Genomic DNA, 17062 nt, shown 5'->3' with positions numbered 1-17062 from the left:
ATGCTGCGCCGCAGACAGTCTCACCGTCTCCTATTGCCGCCCCATCCGGCGCCAACCCCATGTCCAAGATCATGGACGAGATGATGGGCGGCGAGATGCAAATGGGCAAGCAGACCAGCACTTATTCCGCGTTGCTGGCATTTCCAGAACTCGACCGACCGGCGCGCGAGCGCGCGGCCGTCGAGGCGAACGCGCGGGTGCATCGCGGTTTGCGCCTGGCGAGCGAAGTCACAAGCAAAGCACATGGTCCCGGCGAGACCGACGGCACCGAAATTGCAACCCAGCTGCGCGAGGCAGCAGCGCTGATCGAAAGCGGCTCGGCCACGACTGCTGTCCTCAACGGACAGAGAAGCGGCGCCAGCGTCGCCAACGAATGGTTCCGCTTGGAAACGGGGCTTACGCCCGCCGACACACACGCTTCTATGGCAGGACGGCTGTGGGGCCTTACGCCGGGACATTGGCTGTTCATGGCGGCCACCCTGCTCGCACTGGGAGCGCTGTTAGCTCTGCAGATGCTGCGGCTACGCCGTGTCAGGGCACTCGTCGTCCCGGTCCCGCACGCGGCGCCGGCGACCGACTTGGCAGGCCCGTCGCCGATCGCCCCTGGCCAGGCTATCGCCAGCCCGCGCATCTCCGGCCCTACAAGCAAGTCGGCACGTCACCCGGACCTCTCTGGTCTTGCCCCCACGGGCAAACCTCGCCCCTGGAGCGGCGAGCTGCGCGTCGCCCAAATCTTCAACGAAACGCCGACGGTCAAGACCTTCCGCCTGGTGCTCCCAGGCTCCGATCGGCTTCCTTTCGACTTCCTGCCCGGCCAGTTCCTGCAAATCGCGGTATTGAAGGAGGACGGCACCAAAGCCAAGCGGTCATACACGATCGCCTCTTCACCGACGCAGCGCGCCTATGTTGAATTGACCATCAAGCGCGAGACGCAGGGCGCTGTCTCACGCCATCTGCACGATAGCGTCACAACCGGCGACCGGGTTCAAATTGCAGGACCATTCGGCCGTTTCACCTTCACCGGGAGCGAAGCTGAGAGCATCGTTCTGATTGCCGGCGGCGTCGGCATCACGCCGATGATGTCAGTACTGCGCTTCCTGACCGATACGGCCTGGCCCGGCGAGATTTTCTTCGTCTACGCAGCCCGCTCGACCGACGAATTTGTCTTCCGGGAGGAGATCGAACAGCTCGAGCGCCGCCACCCCAATCTCAGTGTTTTTGCATCGATGGAACGATCGCCGGGAACGGTCTGGAATGGACCCAAAGGACACATCACCCGCGAGTTGCTTGAAAGCGCGGTTCCCGAAATCGTCGGACGGCGCATCCATCTGTGCGGGCCACCGCCAATGATGGCCGCCATGCGCGAAATCCTGATGCAGATCGGGGTGCCCGAGGCGCAGATATTCAGCGAGGCGTTCGGACCCGCTTCGCTGCCAATCGACGAACCTGGCGAGCAGAGTGCCGCGCAGGCGGGACCCCTGCCCGTTGCGTCGGCCCGTGCACGGTTGGCGGCAACAACGGTAACCTTCTCGGTAGCCGGCGTTTCGGCGCCACTCCACACCAACGAGACGATCCTCGAGGCTGCCGAAACAGCCGGTGTTGAGATCCCCTATTCGTGTCGGGTTGGCGAATGCGGGGTTTGCGTTACCCGCCTGCTAGCAGGGGAAACCGCGATGGAGACCGAGACCGGTCTCGACCCCGACGACAAGGCACAAGGCTATGTGCTCGCCTGTCAGGCACGTTGCACCCGAGGTCCTTTGGTGGTGGAAGCTTGATGCGCGAGCGCGGCGACATCTTGATGACCTTGGCGGCAGCCTTCGTGCTTCTCTTTCCACTCGGTTTCGTGGTTCATGCGTCGCCGCGCTTTCCCGGCAGTCTGGCGGGAAGCTTGACCGGGATCGCGGCTGCGGTACTGATGCTCCTTCCTCTCGTTCATGTCGCCGCTCGGCGTATTGGGCGTTTTGGACGATGGCTCGATCATAGGATCGAGAAGCGGACTTTGCTGGCGATACACATCTATGCGGGTGTGGCGGGGCCAATCCTCGCACTTGTCCACGCGGCACACAAGTTCGAGAGCCCGCTCGGCATCGCACTGACCGGCACTGTCATACTGGTCGTCTGGAGCGGGTTTGTCGGTCGTTATTTCCTGGTCCAGATCACAAGAGCCGTCCGCGCCCGTACATCCGAACTTGCAGTGCTCCGGTTGGGACTCGAAGCGGATCTTGCAAGAGCCGTGCCCATTGCAGGCGGAGGTCGACCGAAAAGCAAAGGTTGGCGGTTCTTGTTCGCCCCGGCCGACGAATTCGAGCTCGCCGATATCGCTGATGCCAGACGACGTGCCGAGGCTCTTGCCGATGCCGAATACGCCGTGCGCGCCGAACGCGCGGCTGCCGGCCTGTTTGGGGGATGGCGAGCGATCCATGTCGTCACCAGCACACTTCTCTATGCGCTGCTGCTGCTCCACATCTGGGCTGGCTATTACTTCGGGTTTCGCTGGCTGTGAATGGCGCGCGCCTCCTCTACGGCATATATGCCCTGGTACTGGCGATGCTCGTCGTCATCGTCCCGCTGACGACCCATTCCGCTGGAAGCCGCGCGATTGCAGGTTGGACCGCGCTGATTGAACCTGGACCTTTGTCGCCCGCTCACGCCTCGCTTCGGCGCAATTGCGAAACCTGCCACACACCGCACCAAGGCGTTGAGGCGCAGAAATGCATCACCTGCCACATCCAAACCGATTTCGGGACCAAGGCGTCGACCCGCTTTCATGCCAAAGCGAAAGAGTGCACAAGCTGTCATGTTGAACATGACGGGGGCGCGAGCCTTGCTCGCATGGATCATGAGGCCTTGCTCGATCCAGACCTTTGGCGCGGTCCGCTTCGGACCCGAGATGTACGCATCTCGAAAACACATGCAGAGACCACGGACGCGCTCAATTGTATAAGCTGCCATGCGGCGCGCGATCGGCATCAAGGTTCATTCGGCAAGGACTGCCAGGATTGCCATACTCTGGTCGACTGGAAGATCGACGCCTTCAGGCACCCATCGGTCAACTCAGGCCAGTGCGCCGAGTGCCACAAAGCACCGCCCAGTCACTTCATGATGCACTTCGAAATGGTCTCTCAGCGCGTTGCGAGGGAACGCGCTCCGGTCAATCAATGTGCCGCATGCCACACCACCGACAGTTGGAACAACATCCGTAACCTTGGGCTATACGACCACCATTGAGCGGATGGCGCTGATCGCAAGGTCTCCCGCCAGCCAAAGCAGCGGTGAGCAGCCCGGAGGAGGATGTGCGGGTTTAACTCGCAAACTGAGAGAAAGGATCGAATAGATTTGACACGTTTCGCATCCACGCCGATTATGATCGTGTGCGGCGGCTTTTCTCCTTGATCATGCTTGTCGGAGCTTTGCTGGGTCTCCTGGGCCAGGAAACCGCGTTCGCGAACAGCATGCCCCTGACCTGGGCTGATCAAAACGTTGATGCTGGCGCGATGGACCCCGGCTGCGCCGAGATGATGGGGGTGGCTCAACCGGATAAGCCCGAAAAGCCCTGTGAAGGCATGACGCCCGAATGCGTTGCGAAGATGGGCTGCGCTGTGCCGGTGGCGCTGGTTCCTTTGCTGCCGATCACAGAGCCGATGTTGTTGCACGCCTGGGTTCCAGCGCGAAGGCCTGTCGCCACGTTGACAGGCCGCATTATCGGCCCTGAGCCCGAGCCGCCCACACCTCTTGCTTGAGCCGAAGTGTAGCGCTGCGGGCCCGTCTGCTTGCCTGCGCGCCGTTAAATCGTTCAAGCAAGGAAATACTCATGAAGACAGGACTTCTGCTCGCCGCTGCGATAGGGCTTCTAGCCCCCGTCTCTGCTGCTTTCGCCCAGGCGCCTGAAGGCGGCCATTGGGAATGGCGCTCCCGATCTCAACTAGGGCCGAGACCAACAACGCCGGCGCTCGTCCGCGTATGGATCAGCGATGACGTGGCGAACAGCGCCGCGTGCAAGTGCTCCGCGATGAAGGCTGATGCATCGGGCTGCACGATGGACATGTCCGGCAAGGCCCGGGTTCCCGCAATCGGCTAAGGCCGTTGCCTGGCCGATAACCAGAAAATAACTGGCCGGGCACGCGGCGTCGGCGGAGGTATCTTCTCCGTCGGCGCCGCGTCAGTCCGAGCCCGGCCATCTATATCGGCACGGTAGCCTCCACGAGGAGAGCTTCATGCAAACAATCCATTACCTGCCTCTTTTGGCACCATTTCTCGCGGCAGTGTCTGGTGCGGCGCTTGCCGAACCGCTCTCCTTCGAGGCGGCAATCGAACGTGCCACGCGCGATGCACCATCGATCCGGGCTGGCGTATCCGGCGTCGAGGCAAGTCGAGATGCGGCGGTGGCCGCAGGGCGCTTGCCCGATCCGAGCCTCAACCTCGGTATCGACAATTTTCCGGTCTCCGGCCCGCCGGCCTATAGCTTTACTGCAGATAGCATGACGATGACGCGGATCGGGATCGAGCAGCCATTTCCCAATCCGGCCAAACGTAGTGCGCAGCGCACACGGGCAATCGCGGACATTGGCATGGCCGAGGCTGAGCTGGCGATTGAGGCTCAGAATGTTCGGCTCGCGACCGCACTTGCGTGGATCGATCTCCATTACGCCAAGCGGCAACTGGCACAGCTGAAGCAACTCGACGAAGCTCTGAACGATCTTCAGTCGACCGTCTCTGCCCGCTTGGCTTCAGGCTCTGCTCGTCCAGCCCTGGCGCTGGAACCCGAGCAGTTGCGTGCCGCCGTCAATGATCGGCGCAGTGAACTGGCCGCAGAGGTCTCGCGCGCACGCGCCCAGCTGATCCGCTTTACTGGTGATCCTACTGCCGATGTCATGGGCGATCCTCCTGTTTTCGCCATAGACCGCAATGCGTTGACTAAAGATATCTCATTGCTTCCACGCCTGAAGGCGCTAGATGCCGGGATCACCGGCGCTGAAGCCGATACCGGGCTCGCCCGTGCTGACAAGCATCCCGACTGGCGGATTGGCGCAAGCTACGGCCGCCGTGACCCGGCCTTCGGCGACATGGTCTCGGTCGGTGTGAGTATAGATCTGCCGCTGTTCGCCAAGCGTCGGCAGAACCCCAGAATCGCTGCCAGCCTTCTCGGCGAGACGCGGGCGCATCTGACGCGGGTCGCCGCAGAGCGAGAAATCCTCGCGTCACTCGAAACCGACCTTGCAACTCATGCCATGCATGTTGAGCTTGTGGCGAACGCACAAAAGGTGCTGGTCCCACTCGCCAAGCGCCGGGCTGAGCTCGACCTGGCGAGCTATGCGGCTGGCAGGCTCGACCTGGGCAGCGCGCTCTTGTCATCGCTTGCTCTCGCAGAAGCGGAAGTCGACGCGCTGGCGCGCGAAGCCGACGCGGCCCGCGACGCTGTGCGGATCAGCTACACCTATCGAGGAGTCAAGCCATGACAATGAACCCAAAAAATACCGCGCGATGGGCTGCGGCATTTCTGACAGTTGCATCCGTTGCTGGCGTTGGCGGGTTCTGGTTAGGGAAGCGTGACCCCTCACAACGCAGTGATACGAGCGCGGCGCAGAACGGCCGCAAGATCCTCTACTGGTACGATCCCATGGTGCCGACCGAACGCTACAACAATCCCAACTCGCTCTCTTCGATGGGAATGAAGACCATCCCGAAATATGCCGATGAAGTTCCGGACGCAGGGCCAGGTGTGCGCGTGGATGCCGATGCGAGACAAAGTCTCGGAATGCGCGTCGCAACGGTGACATTTGGCTCTCTCCCATCGGGCCTGACGGTTACAGGCACGATCGATTTCAATCAGCGCGATATTGCTATTGTCCAGTCGCGTTCGAGCGGCTTTGTCACCCGCGTCTACGCCCGTGCCGCGGGCGATGTGATCGGTGCGGGCGCACCGATTGCCGATCTCCAGTTACCCGAATGGGGCGGCGCGCAAGGCGAGTTTCTGGCAGTCAAGCGGCTCGGGCAGGAAGACCTCGCCCACGCAGCCAGGCAGCGTCTGAAGCTCATGGGCATGTCAGATGCACTGATCAATGAGGTCGAGCGAACCGGCCGAACCAACGGGACTGTGACTATTCGCGCACCAATTGCTGGTGCGATACAGGCGCTTGACGTGCGTGAGGGAATGACGGTCGCGGCAGGGCAGAGCCTTGCACAGATAAGCGGGATCAGGACAGTGTGGCTTAATGCCGCAGTGCCGGAAGCGCAGGCGAACCTCATCCGTATTGGTCAAGGAGCAAGGATAGCACTCAGCGCCTTCCCTGGTGAGAGCTTCACCGGCAAGGTCACAGCGATCCTGCCGATCACGCAGCCCGACAGCCGCACGATGACCGTGCGGATCGAGCTTGCCAATCGTGGGGGACGCCTGCGCCCAGGCATGTTCGCAAGTGTCAGTTTTGACGGAGACAACAGGTCCGCGTTGCTTGTCCCGAGAGACGCTCTGATCCGCACCGGTGCGCGAACGCTCATCATGCTGGCCCTTCCCGATGGCCGGTACCGCCCCGCTGAAGTTCGTACCGGGCGGGAGAGCGGCGACAAGACAGAAATTGTTGCAGGACTGTCCGCTGGCGAAAAGGTCGTAGTCTCGGGTCAATTCCTGCTCGATTCCGAAGCAAGTCTCGCTGGTGTCTCTGCCAGACCCATTGGAGATAAGCAGTGATTGCCGCGATCATCCGTGCCGCGATCAAGCGGCGCCGCATAATTATCGCCGCCGCGCTCGTTCTGGCCGTCGCGGGAATTGTATCACTGCGCAACACACCGGTCGACGCCCTGCCCGACCTGTCCGATGTGCAAGTCATCATCCGAACATCATGGCCGGGGCAGGCCCCACAGATCATCGAAAATCAGGTCACCACGCCCGTCGCCTCGACCATGCTCTCGGTGCCCGGCGCGCGGGTGGTGCGCGGCTATTCATTCACCGGCGACAGTTTCGTCTACGTCCTCTTCGATGACGGGACCGATCTTTACTGGGCGCGCAGCCGCGTACTCGAATATCTCAGCCAGGTGCAAAGTCGTCTACCGGAAGGCGCAAGCGCATCTCTCGGTCCGGACGCAACAGGGGTGGGCTGGGTCTATGAATACGCGCTCATTGACAAGACGGGGCGGCACGATTTGTCGCAACTCCGGTCACTGCAGGACTGGTTTCTTCGGTACGAACTGAAGACCGTACCGGGTGTTGCCGAGGTCGCCAGTATCGGCGGTATGGTGAAGCAGTATCAGGTCGTGCTCGATCCAATTAAGCTTGCCGCCTTTGGGGTGACAAGTGAGGATGTCGTTGAAGCTCTGAAGCGGGCCAATCAGGAAACTGGCGGATCGAGCATCGAGCTGGCGGGCGCAGAGTATACGGTGCGTGCAAGCGGCTACCTCAGATCGATCGAGGATTTCCGCGCCGTGCCGATCCGCACCGCCGCTTCCGGCGTACCGGTGACCGTGGATAATGTCGCCATCGTCCAGCTTGGGCCTGAAATGCGGCGCGGAATTGCGGAACTCAATGGCGAGGGCGAGGTCGCCGGGGGCGTGATTGTCATGCGTCAGGGCCAGAATGCGCGCGATGTGATCAAAGGTGTTCGCAGCAAACTCGACGAGCTCACAAAGAGTCTGCCTCCGGGCGTCGAAGTGGTTACCACCTATGATCGTTCTGGCCTGATCGACCGCGCAATCGAAAACCTGACTGCGAAGCTGATTGAGGAGTTTATTGTTGTCGGTTTGATCTGCGCGCTGTTTCTCTGGCACGCGCGCTCCGCGCTGGTAGCGATCCTCACGCTTCCGCTGGGCATTTTGATGGCGGTCATGGTGATGCGCTTGCAGGGCCTCAATGCCAATATCCTGTCATTGGGCGGCCTTGCCATCGCGATCGGCGCGATGGTCGATGCCGCGGTCGTGATGATCGAGAACGCGCACAAGCATCTTGAGCACTGGCGTCACGAGCACGAGGACACAGAGCCTGACACGACCACGCGTTGGGCGCTGATTACCACGGCAGCCAGCGAGGTTGGTCCCGCGCTGTTCCTCAGCCTCCTCATCATCACATTCTCGTTCTTGCCGATCTTCGCGCTGCAAGGCCAGGAAGGCCGCCTGTTCGCGCCGCTTGCTTTCACAAAAACCTATGCCATGGCCGCCGCGGCGATACTGTCGATCACGCTGGTTCCGGTGCTGATGGGCCTGCTCATCAAAGGCAGGATCCCGAGCGAGGAGGAAAATCCGCTTAACCGTTTTCTTGCCCGCATGTACCGCCCCCTGATCGACTGGGTGCTCAGGCGCCCGAAACAGACCTTGCTGATCGCCATGCTGGTTTTCGCCACCAGCATTTGGCCGGCTTCTCGTATTGGAGCCGAGTTTCTGCCACAAATGGACGAGGGCGACCTTCTCTATATGCCCTCGGCACTGCCCGGCCTTTCGGCAGCTGAGGCTGGCCGTTTGCTCCAGCAGACCAACCGGCTGATCAAGACCGTGCCCGAGGTTGAGAGTGTTTTTGGAAAGGCCGGCCGTGCTGACAGCGCAACCGACCCTGCCCCGCTCGAAATGTTCGAGACGACGATCCGTTTCAAATCCCGCGACAAGTGGCGAGCAGGCATGACCCCTGAAAAACTTCGCGATGAACTTGATGCGAGGGTAAAAGTGCCAGGCCTTGCAAACTTCTGGATTCCGCCGATCCGTAACCGCATCGACATGCTGGCCACCGGGATCAAGAGCCCGATCGGGATCAAGGTTGCCGGATCGAACCTCACGGAGATCGACCAAGCCGCAAAGCGCATCGAGACGGTGGTAAAGGGCGTGCCGGGTGTCTCATCTGCGATCGCAGAACGGCTTTCTGGCGGGCGCTATATTGATATCGATGTCAACCGCGCCGCCGCTGCGCGTTTCGGCCTTAATGTCGCAGACGTTCATGCCGTGGTTTCGGGAGCAATTGGCGGCGAGACCATCGGTCAGACGGTCGAAGGGCTTGCTCGTTACCCCATCAGTGTACGCTATCCGCGCGAAATGCGCGACAGTGTCGAAAAGCTCATGGATCTCCCGGTGCTTACTCCCTCAGGCCAGCAAATCACGCTCGGCACGGTTGCAGCTTTGCGAATAAGCGATGGACCGCCAATGTTGCGTAGCGAAAACGGCCGGCCGGTCACCTGGATCTATGTCGATGGGACCCGGAGCGACATGCAGCAGCTGGTGGGAGACATCAACCGAGCCTTGACCACGAAGGTCACCTTGCCGCCAGGTGTCAGCGTATCGTACACTGGCCAGTATGAATTCCTGGTCCGCGCCAAAGAGCGAATGAAGCTGGTCATCCCCGTCACGCTCGCAATCATTTTTGCCCTGCTCTACCTCACGTTCCGCCGTTGGGACGAGGCGCTGTTGATCATGGTCACGCTCCCCTTTGCACTCACCGGAGGGCTGTGGATGCTCTACTGGCTCGGCTACAACCAGTCAGTTGCAACTTCAGTGGGCTTCATCGCACTCGCCGGCGTTGCGGCAGAGTTCGGAGTGGTGATGCTGATCTACCTGAAACAGGCACTCGAGGCGCCTGCGTCTGGCGATGTTGCTCACGCGGTGCGCGAAGGCGCATTGCTCCGGGTGCGGCCGAAGGCGATGACGGTTGCGGTGATCCTCGCAGGCCTTCTGCCGGTCCTGATCGGGAGCGGCACCGGGTCAGAAGTGATGAGCCGCATTGCTGCACCCATGGTCGGCGGCATGCTCACCGCTCCGCTGCTTTCGATGCTCGTCATCCCGGCTGCTTATCTGCTGATGCGCAGACGTTATGTTCATCCTGCTCCACCCGAAGGAGAAGTTAAGTGAAGAAGGTCCTTATTCTTGCATGCAGCCTTACGCTGATGGCCGCCCTTACCGCTTGTCAGGAGAAATCGGACACCACCGCAGCTGTCCCGAGCGGCACCACCAAGTCAGGCGATATGGCTGACATGCCTGCCGCCGGAGCAATGCAGCATGGTGTCGCGGTCGGTACCGTTACCGCGATCGATGCCGCCAAGGGGGCGATCACGCTTGATCACGGACCGATGACCGGCGTGGAGTGGCCCGCCATGACTATGGAATTCACCGCTGAACCAGAGCAACTTGGTGGGGTAAAGGTGGGCGACAGGGTGGATTTCGAGATCGATTGGGATGGCAAGGTAGGGCGGATAACGAGGATATCCGCACAAAATCCGGCCGTCGAATAGGGTTGAGCTTCAGCGGTCTGCAAATGGTCGCTTGGAGAATAACGGACCAGACCAGGATTTCGAAGAAACCTGCCAGAGGCTGGCGACTGCAACGGCCATGCATCTCCGGCGAGTTCTTCTGGTGCCTGTGCTGGGTTATTCCGCATGACACCCAGGCTGATGCCTGCTAAGAGGCCGTGTGCTGTTCCTCTCGCGTCTCCTTCTGACACTCGTATTGTCAGCGCTCGTTACGAGCGTCACCCTCGAGGCCGGGGAACTGCCGGGTGCGCCGGCGTCAGAGTGCGCCGCTGAATTTAATGACGAAAAGAGCAGCGGGAGCGAGCAGGGCACGGCTGACAAGGCCCTCCCCCATCACCACGGCATTTGCCATTGTCCGGCGATCCAGGCTCCAGCTGATATCGGCGTTGCGCCCCGATTTGGCTCGCTTTCAGTGCCGCTGTTCGCGCGGTCCACGCCTCCGCTTGATTCTAGCGCGCCCGAACCGGGCCTGAGGCCACCAAACGCCTGACACATGACACTGGCCGGAGTTTCCGGCCGAGGTTATCTGTCAGGAGAATTCCCAATGAAGATCGTGCGAGCAGCCCTTCTGGCTGCTGCGACCTGTGCATCCGTGGTGCAGGCGCAACCGCAAGGGGATACGCAAGATATCCCCGCTGCGAAGGTATTTACTCTCAAGGAAGCTGTCGCGGCTGCCGGCGGCGCAGCACCGGCTTCCGAGGCTGCAGTAGCTGCAGTTGAGGCAGCAGAAGCAGGCCAAAGGTTGGCAGGCTTGCGCCCCAACCCGGTGGTACAAGTACAGGTAGAAAACATCGCTGGTTCCGGGCCTTACCGCGGCTTGAGAAGCGCTGAAACCACCATAGGCCCCGCGATTCCCATCGAGCTCGGCGGTAAGCGAAGCGCCCGCGTCGCCGTAGCACGGGCACAGCTGACCCGCGCGGAGATCCAGCAAGCGATCACTGCCGCCGATGTCAGGCTGCAGGTTACTCAACTCTATGTCGAAGCAGTAGCGGCCGAACGGCGTCTTGCCACTGCGAGAGACCAGGCCCGGATTGCCAACGATGCACTGCGCGCGGCAAGCATAAGGGTGCAGGCGGGACGAGCCTCGCCTCTTGAGCGGCAACGTGCAGATGTTGCTGTCACTTATGCGGAAGCCAATGTTGAACGGCAAGCTCGTCTGGCTGAAGCAGCCCGGATCAATCTCGTGCGCCGGATCGGGCAGCCCATCAGTGGCATACTTGATGAATCGGTGCTCGACATCCTCCCGGGTACAAATGTGTATGGACCGGCTGTGCCGGTGGACCCATCTGGCACCCTTGCCCTCGCAGCAGCAAACGCCGATTTCACGATAGCCGAAGCCGGCGTGCGGCTTGCCCGCGCAAACCGGGTCCCTGACCTCAACGTCGGCCCCGCTATCCGCCGACTTGAGGCGACCAACGATCTGGCTGCGGTATTCACTGTCACCATCCCGATACCGGTTTTCAACAATGGGCGCGCGGCAATCGCTCAGGCGACTGCGCAGCAAACCCAAGCTGATGCCCTGCGCCGCTTGACGGCCCTGGATATCGAGCAAGCGATCACTGATGCGCAGGCCGAGGCGGCCAATGCCGCCACCACGGCGCGCGCCGCGGCAGGTCCGGCGTTGGCCAGCGCGCAGGAAGCCGCGCGCATTGCACGGATCGGTTACCGCGAAGGCAAGTTTGGACAGCTCGAATTGCTCGACGCCGAACGCACCCTTGCAGAGACGCGGGTCGCAGCGATCGATGCACTTGCCGCCTATCAGAATGCCCGAGCGCAATTGGAGCGATTGATCGCTCGTGCGCCCAACGCGGAGTACTAATCATGAAGAAGCATTATCTTGTTGGAGCGACGATCAGTGCGCTCCTTTTGGCAAGCTGTGGGGGAGCTGATCCATCCAAAGAGCAGACTGCTTCTGGTTCTGCAGACGCGGGCGCTGAAGCCGCCCATGCCAACGAAGGGCAGGTGACCCTCACGGCCGAGCAGATTGCTGCGGCGGGTGTCGAGGTGGACCGGCCCATCGTTGGCGGCGCCGGCACGGTCGAACTGCCGGCGATCATCGAAGGTGATCCGCAAAACACCCAGGTGGTTTCCGCAGCCATCGGCGGGCGTGTAGTGGCGCTTACACGCAATCTCGGTGAGACGGTCGGGCGCGGTCAGACAATCGCCGTAATCGAAAGCCGCGACGTCGCCCAGATGAAGGGCGAGGTCGAAGCCGCTCGGGCGCGCCTTGCTCTGGCCAATTCAAACCTTGCGCGAGAGCAACGGCTGTTTGACGAAAAGGTCTCGCCCGAACAGGATCTTATCGCCGCGCGAACGGCTGCAACGGAAGCACGCATCGCGCTAACGCAGGCACAAAGCATGGTCTCGGCTGCGGGTGTCGGCGGCGCTGGCCTGAACCGGCTCGGCATCACTGCTCCGATTTCAGGCCAGATCATCGGCCGTCCGGTCACGCTGGGGCAAACGGTTGCGGCCGACGCCGAGCTCTATCGTATTGCCAATCTGGGTCAGGTGTCGATCGCGCTGAACCTCAAGCCTGAGGATGCCGGGCGGGTTCGGCCTGGCAATCTGGTGACTGTGAGGGCGGCGGGGCGCGAAGCGAGCGCCCGCATCACATTCGTCTCGCCAGCTCTCGACCCCCAGACGCGCCTCGTCCCTTCGATTGCCACGCTCAACAATCGCGGCGGACAATGGCGGGTCGGGGAGCCGGTCATGGTCGCCATAGAGCTCACGGGCAGCGGCGGTAGCGGCGCTATCCGCGTGCCATCAACAGCGGTCCAAAGCCTCGAGGGGAAAACGGTCGTTTTCGTCCGCACCCCCACCGGCTTCAAGGCGGTCCCGGTTCAACTAGGCGACGCGTCGGGCGATACCGTGATCGTAAAGTCTGGACTGAAGGGTAACGAACAAATCGCCACCACCGGAAGCTTCACGCTCAAAGCCGAAATCGGCAAGGGCGAAGCCAGTCATGAGGATTGAGCCATGATCGCCCGCATCGTTACATGGGCGGTCGAGAAGCGCTGGCTCGTCCTGCTCCTCACCGTCATTGCCGCCGCCATTGGCGCATATTCACTCTACCGGCTGCCGATCGACGCTGTGCCGGATATCACCAACAACCAGGTGCAGATCAACGTCCGAGCGCCCGCGCTGTCACCCGAACTGGTCGAGAAGCAGGTCGCCTTCCCGATCGAAACGGCGCTCGCCGGGACACCGGGTCTTGAATACACAAGATCCCTGAGCCGCAATGGCTTTGCCCAGATCACGGCCGTATTTTCCGACTCCACGGACATCTACTTCGCACGCCAGCAGGTGGGTGAGCGGTTGCAGGGGGTGCAGGAGAACCTTCCCGATGGTGTAAACCCCGAAATGGGCCCCATCGCGACCGGCTTGGGCGAAGTGTACATGTATACGGTTCGGCTAGACCACCGCGATGACGACAAGCACAAGCCTGGCGAACCGGGCCAGCAACCGGACGGTAGCTATATCACGCCCGAGGGTGAACGGCTGACGACCGAAGTCGACAAGGCGACCTATCTGCGAACAGCGCAGGACTGGATTGTCACGCCTCTGCTCAAGGGCACCCCAGGCCTTGCCGGCGTCGATTCGATCGGCGGCTATGCCAAGCAGTTTCTTGTAGTGCCCGATGTGCAGAAGCTGGCCTCGCTTGGCATATCCCTGACCGAACTTGGCAATGCATTGGAGCAGAACAACACCAGCGTGGGCGGCGGCTTTGTAAACCGCAACGGCGAAGGTTTGGCGGTGCGTTCCGACGCACTGATCCGTAATGCCGCTGAATTGGGAAGAACTGTCATCGCGACACGCAATGGCGTGCCGATCACGGTCGAGCAGGTGGCCACCGTCAAGACGGGTCAGGCTATCCGCATGGGCTCAGCGTCGGAGAACGGAACCGAAGTTGTCGTCGGCACCGCAATCATGCGGATCGGCGAAAACAGCCGCATTGTGTCGACAGCGGTCGCCGAGAAACTCAAGACAATCAACGCATCCCTGCCCCCGGATGTGGTGATCCAACCCGTCCTCAATCGGACCGAACTCGTCAATTCAACGATTTCAACGGTTGCCAAGAACCTGTCTGAGGGCGCCTTGCTGGTCATCGTCGTGCTCTTCATTTTGCTCGGCAATTTCCGGGCAGCGCTGATCGCTGCCTTGGTGATTCCGATCACGATGATGCTGACTGGTTTCGGGATGCTGCGTGTCGGCGTGTCGGCCAACCTGATGAGTCTCGGCGCGCTCGATTTCGGCCTGATCGTTGATGGCGCCGTTATCATCGTCGAGAATGCCTTGAGGCGCCTTGCCGAGCAGCAGCACCACGAGGGACGTCTTCTCAGCGTCAAGGAGCGATTGGCGACCGTCGCCTCTGCCGCCCGCGAGATGATCAGGCCATCTGTCTACGGGCAGGCCATCATTATCCTCGTTTACGTCCCCTTGCTGACCCTGACAGGCGTCGAGGGCAAGACCTTCGTGCCTATGGCGCTGACCGTCATCATCGCCCTCGCCTTCGCGTTTGTTCTCTCGCTCACATTCGTTCCGGCGATGATCGCAATCTGGCTTTCCAAAAAGGTAGAGGAGAAGGATGGCCGCATCATCACATGGCTCAAGAAGCGTTATGAGCCTGGCCTCGAGCGGGCGATGAAGCGCCCGACGGTAACGATCGGAGCCGGTGTCGCCAGCCTTGTCGTGGCGGCACTGGCTTTCACCACCCTCGGCTCGGTGTTCCTGCCGCAGCTCGATGAGGGCGATCTGCTGATCCAGTCGCTGCGCATCCCGGCAACGTCTGTCCAGCAGAGCCAGGCGATGCAGGTGCCGATCGAGCGAATGATGTCGAACCAACCCGAGGTCGCGTTCGTCTATTCCAAAACCGGCACTGCCGAACTTGCTTCGGATCCGATGCCCCCCAATGCAACCGACATGTTCGTGATCCTGAAACCGCGTGAGGAATGGCCCAACCCTGAGCTTCCGAAGGAAGAGCTTGTAAGCCGGATCGAGAGCAATCTTTCGAAGATTCCGGGCAATGCCTACGAGATTACCCAGCCCATCCAGATGCGGTTCAATGAATTAATCGCCGGCGTTCGCGGTGACATAGCAGTCAAGGTCTTCGGCGACGACTTCAACCAGATGAACCGGACCGCCGAGGAGATTGCCGCCGTGCTGCGCCGAACCGAGGGCGCAGCTGACGTGAAGGTCGAGCAGACAACCGGTCTTCCCATGCTCGACATTCGCGTCAATCGCGACGCAATGGCGCGGCTCGGGGTCACGTCTCAAGACGTTCAGGATACGGTGACAGCCACGCTCGGTGGCCGGGTGGCCGGGCAGATCTTCGAAGGCGATCGCCGGTTTCCGGTGGTGCTGCGTCTCGCGGAGGCTCAACGCTCGGACATCAGCGTGCTGGAGCAGGTTCCGGTACCTGTTGCGGGTGGCGGTAGTGTACCGCTTTCCAGTGTTGCCGACATCCAGGTGGTCGACGGACCCAATCAAATCAGCCGCGAGAATGGCAAGCGGCGTGTGGTGGTCCAGGCCAATGTCCGCGGCAGGGACGTAGGATCGGTTGTTGCCGATGCCCAGGAGGTCATCGCGAAGGAGATTCGCTTGCCAGCTGGTGTCTATCTGGAATGGGGTGGTCAATTTGAAAACCTCCAGTCAGCAAGCGAGAGACTGAAGCTTGTCATCCCGGCCTGCTTCATTCTGATCCTGGTGCTGCTTTACGGCGCATTGGGTTCGGCCAGAGATGCAGCGATCGTGTTCACTGGCGTGCCCTTTGCGCTGGTTGGCGGTGTCTTGCTGTTGTTCGCACGCGGAATGGACTTCTCCATTTCCGCCGCCGTTGGCTTCATCGCGTTGTCAGGCATCGCTGTTCTCAATGGCCTGGTCATGGTCAGTTCGATCCAGGATCTGATCCGCTCTGGGATGTCCCGGGAGGAGGCGGCCTATGTGGGAGCCATGCAGCGCCTGCGACCAGTCGTGATGACAGCCCTTGTTGCGAGCCTGGGATTCGTTCCGATGGCGCTGGGCGCCGGCGCCGGTGCTGAGGTCCAGAAGCCCCTGGCAACGGTGGTAATCGGTGGCTTGATCTCGGCCACCCTGCTGACGCTGTTTGTCCTGCCGACGCTTTATGCCCGGTTCGGCCAGAAGACCATCAGACAGCCCGAACACTACAATGAGGCGTTCGAAGGCGCCGACCACGGGCAGACTATCGTGGAGACGTCGTCATGAAAAATCCAGCGGGGCGGTCGGTGATCGCCCCGCTTACCCTTGTCGCAACTGCACAGGAGGCCCGATTGTCAGGTTCGGCAGCGATGTCCTTCAGCAGTTCAGAGACCCAGAGCCAGCCTATGCGGAAAGTCAGGCCTTTGATTTCTATCGTTGCCATGGCGGCGGGCTTTTCAGCGTGCTCGGGCGATCCAGAGCAAATGCCGACATCGGAGCGAGATATCCACGCGTCGCAGATCCCGGACGGATCCGCCCAATCGGGTCGACATCCATACCAATGTACTGATGGGCAAAGCCGGTTTGTGGACTTCAAGAACGAAGGTCTCACCATGGAAGTCCGCAAATCTTACGAAGGCGAGCCGCTTGTCCTGAATGCGCCTGCACAGGGCTTTCAGTACCGCAGCGCCAACCTCAGTGCCCATTTTCGGGACACCAATCTGGTCCTCGTCACTGGCGAAGGGGCCAAGGTTGTTTGCGAGCGAGGACGAAAAAGATGAGATTCTTTTCGATCATGAAGCAAGGCGACCTTGGTGCACTCAAGCACCGCCGGGATCGTCTGCTCCCCCAAGATAGCACGTTGTCCGGCTGCCCCGCCCCTTGCGTACTCCAGAGCCTTGCGAGCCGCGTGG

12 protein-coding genes are annotated in these 17062 nt (G+C 61.2%); all 12 read left to right on the top strand.

Annotated elements, in window-relative coordinates:
• Positions 1–59 precede the first annotated feature (59 nt).
• Positions 60–1775, top strand: a complete 1716-nt coding sequence (locus C7451_RS17575; RefSeq protein WP_244182014.1) for a 2Fe-2S iron-sulfur cluster-binding protein — start codon at positions 60–62, stop codon at positions 1773–1775.
• Positions 1775–2503 carry a hypothetical protein gene (locus tag C7451_RS17570; RefSeq protein ID WP_110300202.1) on the top strand — a complete coding sequence of 243 codons (729 nt, stop codon included), beginning with the start codon at positions 1775–1777 and terminating at the stop codon, positions 2501–2503. The genes C7451_RS17575 and C7451_RS17570 overlap by 1 nt, the downstream gene beginning before the upstream one ends.
• 44 nt (positions 2504–2547) lie before the next feature.
• Positions 2548–3228 carry a cytochrome c3 family protein gene (locus tag C7451_RS17565; RefSeq protein WP_244182013.1) on the top strand — a complete coding sequence of 227 codons (681 nt, stop codon included), beginning with the start codon at positions 2548–2550 and terminating at the stop codon, positions 3226–3228.
• Positions 3229–3389: 161 nt separating this feature from the next.
• The gene (locus C7451_RS17560; protein WP_409581504.1) at positions 3390–3740 is read left to right on the top strand and encodes a hypothetical protein; all 351 of its coding nucleotides are present in this window, start codon (positions 3390–3392) and stop codon (positions 3738–3740) included.
• A 657-nt stretch (positions 3741–4397) separates the two neighbouring features.
• Positions 4398–5456: a TolC family protein gene (locus tag C7451_RS17555; RefSeq protein WP_482758282.1), complete on the top strand. Its 1059-nt coding sequence runs from the start codon at positions 4398–4400 to the stop codon at positions 5454–5456.
• Positions 5453–6685 carry an efflux RND transporter periplasmic adaptor subunit gene (locus C7451_RS17550; RefSeq protein ID WP_110300198.1) on the top strand — a complete coding sequence of 411 codons (1233 nt, stop codon included), beginning with the start codon at positions 5453–5455 and terminating at the stop codon, positions 6683–6685. Before C7451_RS17555 ends, C7451_RS17550 begins: the two co-directional genes overlap by 4 nt.
• Positions 6682–9816, top strand: coding sequence for an efflux RND transporter permease subunit (locus tag C7451_RS17545; RefSeq protein WP_110300197.1), 3135 nt, complete (start codon positions 6682–6684; stop codon positions 9814–9816). The genes C7451_RS17550 and C7451_RS17545 overlap by 4 nt, the downstream gene beginning before the upstream one ends.
• Positions 9813–10196 carry a copper-binding protein gene (locus tag C7451_RS17540; protein ID WP_244182012.1) on the top strand — a complete coding sequence of 128 codons (384 nt, stop codon included), beginning with the start codon at positions 9813–9815 and terminating at the stop codon, positions 10194–10196. Before C7451_RS17545 ends, C7451_RS17540 begins: the two co-directional genes overlap by 4 nt.
• A 562-nt stretch (positions 10197–10758) precedes the next feature.
• A complete protein-coding gene (locus tag C7451_RS17535; protein ID WP_110300196.1) occupies positions 10759–12033 on the top strand; it encodes a TolC family protein in 1275 nt (424 codons plus the stop codon).
• A 2-nt stretch (positions 12034–12035) separates the two neighbouring features.
• Positions 12036–13187, top strand: coding sequence for an efflux RND transporter periplasmic adaptor subunit (locus tag C7451_RS17530; protein WP_110300195.1), 1152 nt, complete (start codon positions 12036–12038; stop codon positions 13185–13187).
• 3 nt (positions 13188–13190) lie between these two features.
• Positions 13191–16436 (top strand): efflux RND transporter permease subunit, encoded by a 3246-nt coding sequence (locus C7451_RS17525; protein ID WP_110300194.1) that lies wholly within the window; start codon positions 13191–13193, stop codon positions 16434–16436.
• The gene (locus tag C7451_RS17520; protein WP_146215406.1) at positions 16433–16930 is read left to right on the top strand and encodes a hypothetical protein; all 498 of its coding nucleotides are present in this window, start codon (positions 16433–16435) and stop codon (positions 16928–16930) included. The genes C7451_RS17525 and C7451_RS17520 overlap by 4 nt, the downstream gene beginning before the upstream one ends.
• Positions 16931–17062 lie beyond the last annotated feature (132 nt).

Source organism: Blastomonas natatoria, from assembly GCF_003201955.1.
Taxonomy (GTDB): domain Bacteria; phylum Pseudomonadota; class Alphaproteobacteria; order Sphingomonadales; family Sphingomonadaceae; genus Blastomonas; species Blastomonas natatoria.
This window is presented reverse-complemented; position numbering and strand designations above follow the sequence as displayed.

What these genes read in the sequence shown, in the direction of transcription:
- C7451_RS17565 (WP_244182013.1), top strand. Translation starts at nt 2,548, where the DNA reads ATGCTCGTCGTCATCGTCCCGCTGACGACCCATTCCGCTGGAAGCCGC.
- C7451_RS17575 (WP_244182014.1), top strand. Translation starts at nt 60, where the DNA reads ATGTCCAAGATCATGGACGAGATGATGGGCGGCGAGATGCAAATGGGC.
- C7451_RS17570 (WP_110300202.1), top strand. Translation starts at nt 1,775, where the DNA reads ATGCGCGAGCGCGGCGACATCTTGATGACCTTGGCGGCAGCCTTCGTG.
- C7451_RS17535 (WP_110300196.1), top strand. Translation starts at nt 10,759, where the DNA reads ATGAAGATCGTGCGAGCAGCCCTTCTGGCTGCTGCGACCTGTGCATCC.
- C7451_RS17520 (WP_146215406.1), top strand. Translation starts at nt 16,433, where the DNA reads ATGAAAAATCCAGCGGGGCGGTCGGTGATCGCCCCGCTTACCCTTGTC.
- C7451_RS17550 (WP_110300198.1), top strand. Translation starts at nt 5,453, where the DNA reads ATGACAATGAACCCAAAAAATACCGCGCGATGGGCTGCGGCATTTCTG.
- C7451_RS17525 (WP_110300194.1), top strand. Translation starts at nt 13,191, where the DNA reads ATGATCGCCCGCATCGTTACATGGGCGGTCGAGAAGCGCTGGCTCGTC.
- C7451_RS17530 (WP_110300195.1), top strand. Translation starts at nt 12,036, where the DNA reads ATGAAGAAGCATTATCTTGTTGGAGCGACGATCAGTGCGCTCCTTTTG.